General features: G+C 60.4%; 2 protein-coding genes. Both read left to right on the top strand.

Going from position 1 to position 888, the window contains the following annotated elements; genetic code table 11:
• The coding region (locus EN914_RS38865; RefSeq protein ID WP_206527343.1) for a hypothetical protein at positions 1–270 on the top strand (270 nt) is incomplete at its 5' end.
• Positions 271–364: 94 nt separating this feature from the next.
• On the top strand, positions 365–888 hold a 524-nt coding region (locus EN914_RS36835; protein ID WP_245497948.1), incomplete at its 3' end, for an NAD(P)/FAD-dependent oxidoreductase.

Genomic DNA, 888 nt, shown 5'->3' with positions numbered 1-888 from the left:
GTAAATTTGAGCGGCCCTTCAGACGATCGGCATTGCGCCCTCCGGATCGGAAGGACGGGGCTATCAGGTGGGTTTTCCCGGCAGGTCGATCCGATTCGAATCGCGTCGGCTTGGGAAATGCGCACGGTCGCAGGTCTAACAAGTTGGCCTGTGAAATGCCATGTCGGCATTTTCGGGCACCTCGAATTGAAGCCTGATTTGCAGAAGCTGGAATCGCTTGATGGCGAAGACTGCGCAAATCAGATTGAGGCGCGCGCCATCGCCCGGTGAAAGGGACCTCGACGAGTTGCCGCGTAAATCACGTTTGGAGGCCTGACCGTCGCTCATCCCCTCTGCCAAAGCAGGGAACAAGATCCTGTTTGCAATGTTGGGCGAAATGCCAATTTCTTCCCCCGGTCATGAATTCGACGTGGCTATTGTCGGCGGCGGCCCCGCAGGACTTGCGGCAGGCATGTATCTGGCCAGATTCCTGCATTCGGTGATCGTGGTCGACGCTGGCGACGCACGAGCCAAGCTCATTCCAAAATCGCATAACTGTCCTGGCTTCCCGGACGGCGTAGGCGGGTCAGAGTTGCTCGGCCGTCTCAAAGCCCAGGCACAGAGATACGGTGCAGGCGTAGTGGACGGTCGTGTAGCGGGCGCCAAGAAGCGCGACGGGACCTTTGTGCTGACGACCACCTTCGGGACCATCCGAGCAAGGCGCGTGGTTCTTGCAACCGGGATCGTGGACAAGGCCCCGGCAATAGAAGGGCTGGAGGAGGCCGTCGCGGCCGGCACCGTCCGACTGTGTCCGGTCTGCGACGCCTATGAGGCCGTGGGCAAGCGCATCGGCGTCGTCGGCCCAGAGCATCTGGCGCTCAAGGAAGCCCTGTTTTTGAAGGAGTACAG

Source organism: Mesorhizobium sp. M7A.F.Ca.CA.001.08.2.1 (genome assembly GCF_003998455.1).
GTDB lineage: Bacteria > Pseudomonadota > Alphaproteobacteria > Rhizobiales > Rhizobiaceae > Mesorhizobium > Mesorhizobium ciceri.
This window is presented reverse-complemented; position numbering and strand designations above follow the sequence as displayed.